Genomic DNA, 6,604 nt, shown 5'->3' with positions numbered 1-6,604 from the left:
CCGCCTTGCAGCTACACGCTCCCCCAGCTACCGCTGGGAGGTGCCCCCTGACCCCGCTCCCTGATCCGGCCTGATCCAAACGACAGACCCTAGCCGTCCAGCTCCGCGTGGCGCGCGGCCAGCCGCTTCGCGCCGTCGGCCGTCAGCGAGCCGTGGAGGCGGAGGCGGGCCACGCCGCCGTCCGGGTAGATGTCGATGCGGACGTGGGTCACCGGCGGGGCCTGGTCCAGCAGGAAGCGGTGGACGGTGTCCGGCTGGAGGGCGGTGCGGGGCAGGAGTTCGGTCCAGGGGGCGTCCGCGTCCACGGTGGTGTCGCGTCCGTACAGGGCCGCCCAGCCCGGGGAGTTGCCCTTGTAGCAGCCGGTGTCGATCTCGACGGCCCGGATCAGGGCCTGTTCGGTGAGGCGGTAGCGGACCCAGTCGTTCCCCAGGTCGCGGCGGCGGCGGGTCTCCCAGCCCTCGTCCATCTTCTGGGAGCGGCCCGGCTGGATGGAGTTGGAGGGCGGGGAGTAGAAGCGGTCGGAGGCGTCCTCGGCCGCGCCGCCGTTCTCCAGGGCGGCCAGGTCGAAGGTGCCCAGCGCGGTGAGCCAGGCCGGGTCGGGGACGGCCTCGCCGTGGACGCGGAGGCGGGCGATGCCGCCGTCGGGGTGCTGCTTGAGGCGCAGGTGGGTGAAGCGGCGGCCGGGCGTGACCTCGAAGCCGTTGGCCGCGTGGCCGCCGACGGTGGTGCGGGGGACGAGGGTCGTCCACTCGGTGTCGTCGGCGAGCAGGTCCGCGGGGGACGGGGTGCCCGGCAGCGAGGTGGCCTCCACGCTCACCGCCTGCGGGTAGTTGCCGCGGAAGTGGGCGGTGTCGACGACGATGCCGTGGATGACGCCCGGCGCGCCCAGCCGGATCAGGGCCCAGTCGTGGTCGTCGTCCGTGGGGTGCGGGGTGTCGGCGGAGGCGCCGCGGCGGCGCCGGGTCTCCCAGCCGTCCATGACCTTGCCCTTGTGACCGAAGTCCGCGGGGTCGAAGTGCGCCGGCTCGGGCCGCAGCAGGTTCTCGCGCTCGGCGAAGAACTCGTCGTTGGCCGCGGTCACGCTGCCGCCGAGCCGCCGGTCGGCGAGGTCGGGGAGGTGGGTGAAGGCGAAGTCGGCGGTGCGGTAGTCGGCGTAGGGGTCGCCGACGCTGTACGGGAGGGCGTCGCCGGTGAAACGGGGGGTCGGCGCGGTCATACGCGAGGCTGCCTTTCGAGGAGTCGGCCGGTGGGGAGTGACCCGGTGGGGCCGGTCGGTGCGCCGTGGTCGGCGATTTTGTGGCCGCGCAGCCAGGTGGACCGTACGACGCCGTGCAGCGTCTTCCCGGCGTACGCGGTGACCTGGTTGCGGTGGTGGAGGGCGGCGGGGTCGACGGTGAACGTCTCTTCGGGCGCCAGGACGGCGAAGTCGGCGTCCCGGCCCGCCTCGATGGCGCCCTTGCGGTCGAGGCCGACCAGGGCGGCCGGGACCGTGGACATCCACCGCGCGACGTCTTCGAGGGTGTGGCCGCGGCGGCGGGCCTCGGTCCAGATGGCGGGCAGGCCGAGCTGGAGCGAGGAGATGCCGCCCCAGGCCTGCCCGAAGTCGCCGGTCTTCAGCTCCGCGGTGCAGGGCGAGTGGTCGGAGACGACGCAGTCGATGGTGCCGTCGGCCAGGCCCTGCCACAGCGCGTCCTGGTTGGCCGCCTCGCGTATCGGCGGGCAGCACTTGAACTCGGTGGCGCCGTCCGGGACTTCCTCGGCGGTGAGGGTGAGGAAGTGCGGACAGGTCTCGACGGTGACCCGGACGCCTTCGCGGCGCGCGGCGGCGATGAGCGGCAGGGATTCCGCGGAGGACAGATGCAGGACGTGGACCCGGGCGTCCAGCTCGCGGGCGAGGCCGATGAGCCCCTCGATGGCCCGGTTCTCGGCCTCGCGGGGGCGGGAGGCGAGGAAGTCGGCGTAGCGCGGGCCGCTGGGCTGCGGGGCGCCGTCGATCAGCTGCGGGTCCTCGGCGTGGACGATGAGCAGCCCGCCGAAGCCCGCGATCTCGCCGAGGGCCTCCTTGAGCCCGGCCGGGTCGAGCTGCGGGAACTCGTCCACGCCGGAGTGCAGCAGGAAGCATTTGAAGCCGAGCACCCCGGCGTCGTGCAGCGGCCGCAGATCGGCGGTGTTGCCGGGGATCGCACCGCCCCAGAAGCCGATGTCGATGTGGGCCGCCCGGCGGGCGACGTCCCGCTTGATCTTCAGCGCCTCGACCGTGGTGGTGGGCGGGATGCTGTTGAGCGGCATGTCGACCAGCGTGGTGACACCACCGGCCGCGGCGGCGCGGGTGGCGCTGCCGAAGCCTTCCCAGTCGGTGCGGCCGGGGTCGTTGACGTGGACGTGGGTGTCGACGAGTCCGGGGAGGAGGACGTCGTCCCCGAGGTCTTCGAGACGCGCCCCCGGCGGGACGGCGGTGTCGTACGGCAGGACGGCGAGAATGCGGCCCTCGCCGGTCCCGCCCTCGGCCGCGGAAACGGCGACAGATGCGGCGCGCGGACCGTCGGGGGTGATCACGCGCGTCGAACGCAGCACCAGGTCCGGGTTCAGATCGTTCAGGTCCGGGTTCAGGTCCGGGTCCAGCTCGGGCACCCCTACTCCCCTCGATAATTCCGCAACACGGAATAAGTTTTCCGATTGGAGTCTTCCCTTCTCGTCCGATCTGGTCAAGACTTCCCGGGTACCCCCGTTCGATTCCGTAGCATGAAAGATGATTTTCGACATGTAGAACGCGGCGCCGGGAGGGACCGGTAGGCTGCCGATGGCCGGTCGGCCGCGGTATCCGACGCGGGCGCCAGACCGGTGCTGCCCGCTGCGAAAGGAAACGCCGACGTGCCGTCCGCCGAGTCCAAGACCGCCGCCACCAACGCGGGTGGCGTCCAGTCCCTGGAGCGCGCCTTCGACCTTCTGGAACGGATGGCCGACGCCGGGGGCGAGGTCGGACTGAGCGAGCTCTCCGGCACCAGCGGCCTTCCGCTGCCCACCATCCACCGGCTGATGCGCACGCTGGTGGCCTGCGGTTACGTACGCCAGCAGCCCAACCGCCGCTACGCCCTCGGCCCCCGGCTGATCCGGCTCGGCGAGAGCTCGGCCCGGCTGCTGGGCACCTGGGCGCGGCCGTATCTGGCGCGCCTGGTGGAGGAGACCGGCGAGACCGCGAACATGGCGCTGCTGGACGGGGACGAGGTGGTGTACGTCGCGCAGGTGCCGTCCCGCCACTCGATGCGGATGTTCACCGAGGTCGGGCGGCGGGTTCTGCCGCACTCCACCGGCGTCGGCAAGGCGCTGCTGGCCACCACGCCCCCGGACGAGGTACGCGCCCTTCTGGCCCGGACCGGTATGCCCGCCGCGACGGCGAAGACGATCATCACGCCGGACGCGTTCCTGGACGCGCTGCGGCTGGTGCGCGAGACGGGGTACGCCGTGGACGACAACGAGCAGGAGATGGGCGTGCGCTGCCTGGCGGTGACCGTGCCGGACTCCCCCACGGCGGCCGCCATCTCGATCTCGGGCCCGGCGGGGCGGGTGACGGACGAGGCCACGCAGGAGATCGTGCCGATCCTGAAGGAGGTCGCCATCGACCTGTCGGCGGCCCTGGCCAGCACGGACGGGACCTGACCAGCCCCGGCAGACCCGACAGGACGGCTAGCGCGGCACGGTGCCGAAGAGGTCGATCGCCGTGCGGACCGCCCGGAGGGCCGGGTTCAGGGCGCTGACCGAGCCGAGGGCACCGGCCACCAGGAGCAGGGAGCGGCGGAGGCGGTGCAGTTCGGGGGTGCCGGTGCGGGCCATGGCGTCGAGTGCGGCCAGTTCGTCGTCCGCGATCGCCCGGTCCGGTAATTCCGCCGGATGGGCGGCCAGGTCACGCCTGAGCCGGGCCACGGCAAGGCGCAGCTCCGCCACCCTCGGGTCTTCCTCGGTGCACGCCACTGCGGCGCCCTCCACGTCGGACAACACGGTCCTGCTCCCCCTCGCGCACGGCTGCACGAGCCCGCCCCTCTCTCCCCTGCCCCTCCCCGGCGTCGAATCGGACACAAGGGGCTGCGGATCAGTTAACGCCACCGTGTGCGCAGTGCGCCATACGGAGAGCGAAAATCAGACCGGCTGGGATGAACCGTCCATGTGGCGCCCCGGTGCGGTAAGCAGGGGCCATGGATCGCACCTCTGAGGACAACGCGCAGGTCGCCGGGTTGCTGCTGGCGGCGGGCGGGGGACGGCGGCTGGGCGGGCGGCCGAAGGCCCTGCTGGAGTACCGGGGCAGGCCGCTGGTGGAGCACGCGGCGCGTGCGCTGCGGGAGGGCGGGTGCGCACCGGTGCACATCGTGCTGGGCGCCGCCGCCGGGGCGGTGCGGGAGCGGGCCGAGCTGCCGGGGTGCGTGCTGGTCGACAACCCGGACTGGGAGGGCGGCATGGGCACCTCATTGCGGGCCGGGCTGGCCTCGCTGAGCGGCACGGGGGCGCGCGCGGTGCTGGTCACGCTGGTGGATCAGCCCGGGATCGGGGCGCCCGCGGTGGCGCGCGTACGGGCCGCCTGCTGCGAGGCGACACGCCCGGCGGAAAGCCTGGTGACGGCGGAGTACGGCGGCGAGCGGGGGCATCCGGTGCTGTTCGGCGCGGACCGCTGGGCGGACGTCGCGGCGAGTGCGGAGGGGGATCGCGGGGCACGCGCGTATCTGAGGGCACATCAGGCCGAGATCATCCGGGTCGACTGCGCGGACATCGCCCGCGTGGACGACATCGACACCCCGGAGGATCTGGCGCTACTGCGGTAGCCGCCGCGGCAGCCCCACACGGCCCATGCAGTGAGTCTCACACCGACATCCGATTGAACTTCCACGATGAGGAAATTAATATCCAGAGCGCTATCGACTGAGGAGTGAACGCCCATGTCCGCACCAGCGCCATCCCCGCTGGCCATCGTCGACGCCGCACCACTGGAGCGTCAGGGAGAGGTGCTGACCGACGCGGCCCTGGCCTTCCTGGCCGAGCTGCATCACCGCTTCACCCCTCGACGCGACGAGCTGCTCGCACGCCGCGCCGAACGACGGGCCGAGATCGCCCGTACGAGCACACTGGACTTCCGTCCGGAGACCGCGGACGTCCGCGCTGACCCGGACTGGCGCGTGGCGGAGGCCCCGCCCGCGCTCCAGGACCGCCGGGTGGAGATCACCGGTCCCACCGACCGCAAGATGACGATCAACGCGCTCAACTCGGGCGCCAAGGTCTGGCTCGCCGACTTCGAGGACGCCTCCGCGCCCACCTGGGCGAATGTGATCGGCGGCCAGCTGAATCTGACCGACGCGTATGAGCGCCGGATCGACTTCACCTCCCCCGAGGGCAAGAGCTACGCGCTGCGCCCCGCCGAGGAGCTGGCCACCGTCGTCGCGCGACCGCGCGGCTGGCATCTGGACGAGCGCCATCTGCGGGACGCGGAAGGCCGCGCGGTGCCCGGCGGTCTCGTCGACTTCGGGCTGTATTTCTTCCGTAACGCGCGCCGCCTGCTCGACCAGGGCAAGGGCCCGTACTTCTACCTGCCGAAGACCGAGTCGCACCTGGAGGCCCGCCTCTGGAACGACGTCTTCGTCTTCGCGCAGGACTACGTGGGCGTCCCGCAAGGGAGCATCCGCGCCACCGTGCTCATCGAGACGATCACGGCGGCGTACGAGATGGACGAGATCCTGTACGAGCTGCGCGACCACGCCTCCGGGCTCAACGCGGGCCGCTGGGACTATCTGTTCTCCATCGTCAAGAACTTCCGTGACGCGGGCCCGGGCTTCGTCCTGCCCGACCGCAACGCGGTGACGATGACCGCGCCCTTCATGCGCGCCTACACCGAGCTGCTGGTCCGCACCTGCCACAAGCGGGGTGCCCACGCGATCGGCGGGATGGCGGCCTTCATCCCCTCGCGCCGGGACGCCGAGGTCAACGCGGTCGCGTTCGACAAGGTGCGGGCCGACAAGGACCGTGAGGCGAACGACGGCTTCGACGGCTCGTGGGTCGCCCACCCCGATCTGGTCCCGGTCGCCCGTGAGTCGTTCGACGCCGTGCTCGGCGACCGTCCGCACCAGAAGGACCGGCTGCGCGAGGACGTCGCGGTCACCGCGGCCGAGCTGATCGACGTCGCCTCGCTGGACGCCAAGCCCACCTTCGCGGGGCTGCGCAACGCCGTGCAGGTCGGCACCCGCTACATCGAGGCGTGGCTGCGCGGACTGGGCGCCGTCGCCATCTTCAACCTGATGGAGGACGCCGCCACCGCGGAGATCTCCCGCTCCCAGATCTGGCAGTGGATCAACGCCGGAGTGGTCTTCGAGAACGGCGAGAAGGCCAGCGCCGACCTGGTGCGCACGGTCGCCGCCGAGGAGCTGGCCGCGATCCGCGAGGAGGTCGGCCCGGAGGCGTTCGCGTCCGGCAAGTGGCAGCAGGCGCACGATCTGCTGCTGAAGGTCGCGCTGGACGAGGACTACGCGGAGTTCCTGACGCTGCCCGCGTACGAGCTGCTGGGCTGAGCGCTGCACAGGACGAGGGGCCCCGGGATGTCCCGGGGCCCCTCGTCGTGTCGTCGTG

6 protein-coding genes are annotated in these 6,604 nt (G+C 72.2%); 3 read left to right on the top strand and 3 right to left on the bottom strand.

Features of this window, described 5'->3' with window-relative positions; all coding sequences use genetic code 11:
• Positions 1 to 89 precede the first annotated feature (89 nt).
• Positions 90 to 1,217 carry an allantoicase gene (gene alc, locus ABZ370_RS29795; RefSeq protein ID WP_358626692.1) on the bottom strand — a complete coding sequence of 376 codons (1,128 nt, stop codon included), beginning with the start codon at positions 1,215 to 1,217 and terminating at the stop codon, positions 90 to 92.
• A complete protein-coding gene (gene allB, locus ABZ370_RS29790; protein ID WP_358626714.1) occupies positions 1,214 to 2,599 on the bottom strand; it encodes an allantoinase AllB in 1,386 nt (461 codons plus the stop codon). Before allB ends, alc begins: the two co-directional genes overlap by 4 nt.
• Positions 2,600 to 2,872: 273 nt before the next feature.
• On the opposite strand from allB, the gene ABZ370_RS29785 reads away from it, so the two are divergent.
• On the top strand, positions 2,873 to 3,658 hold the full coding sequence (locus ABZ370_RS29785) for an IclR family transcriptional regulator (protein ID WP_358626690.1): 786 nt from the start codon (positions 2,873 to 2,875) through the stop codon (positions 3,656 to 3,658).
• Between the two features lie 27 nt (positions 3,659 to 3,685).
• On the opposite strand, the gene ABZ370_RS29780 is transcribed toward ABZ370_RS29785, so the two are convergent.
• Complete coding sequence (locus ABZ370_RS29780; protein ID WP_358626688.1) at positions 3,686 to 3,997, bottom strand: DUF5955 family protein; 312 nt, start codon at positions 3,995 to 3,997, stop codon at positions 3,686 to 3,688.
• 194 nt (positions 3,998 to 4,191) lie between these two features.
• On the opposite strand from ABZ370_RS29780, the gene ABZ370_RS29775 reads away from it, so the two are divergent.
• Both ABZ370_RS29775 and aceB read left to right on the top strand, forming a co-directional pair.
• Positions 4,192 to 4,812 (top strand): nucleotidyltransferase family protein, encoded by a 621-nt coding sequence (locus ABZ370_RS29775; protein ID WP_358626686.1) that lies wholly within the window; start codon positions 4,192 to 4,194, stop codon positions 4,810 to 4,812.
• Between the two features lie 114 nt (positions 4,813 to 4,926).
• Positions 4,927 to 6,546, top strand: a complete 1,620-nt coding sequence (gene aceB / locus ABZ370_RS29770; RefSeq protein WP_358626684.1) for a malate synthase A — start codon at positions 4,927 to 4,929, stop codon at positions 6,544 to 6,546.
• Positions 6,547 to 6,604: the final 58 nt, after the last annotated feature.

It is taken from the genome of Streptomyces sp. NPDC005962, from assembly GCF_040629205.1.
GTDB lineage: Bacteria > Actinomycetota > Actinomycetes > Streptomycetales > Streptomycetaceae > Streptomyces.
This window is presented reverse-complemented; position numbering and strand designations above follow the sequence as displayed.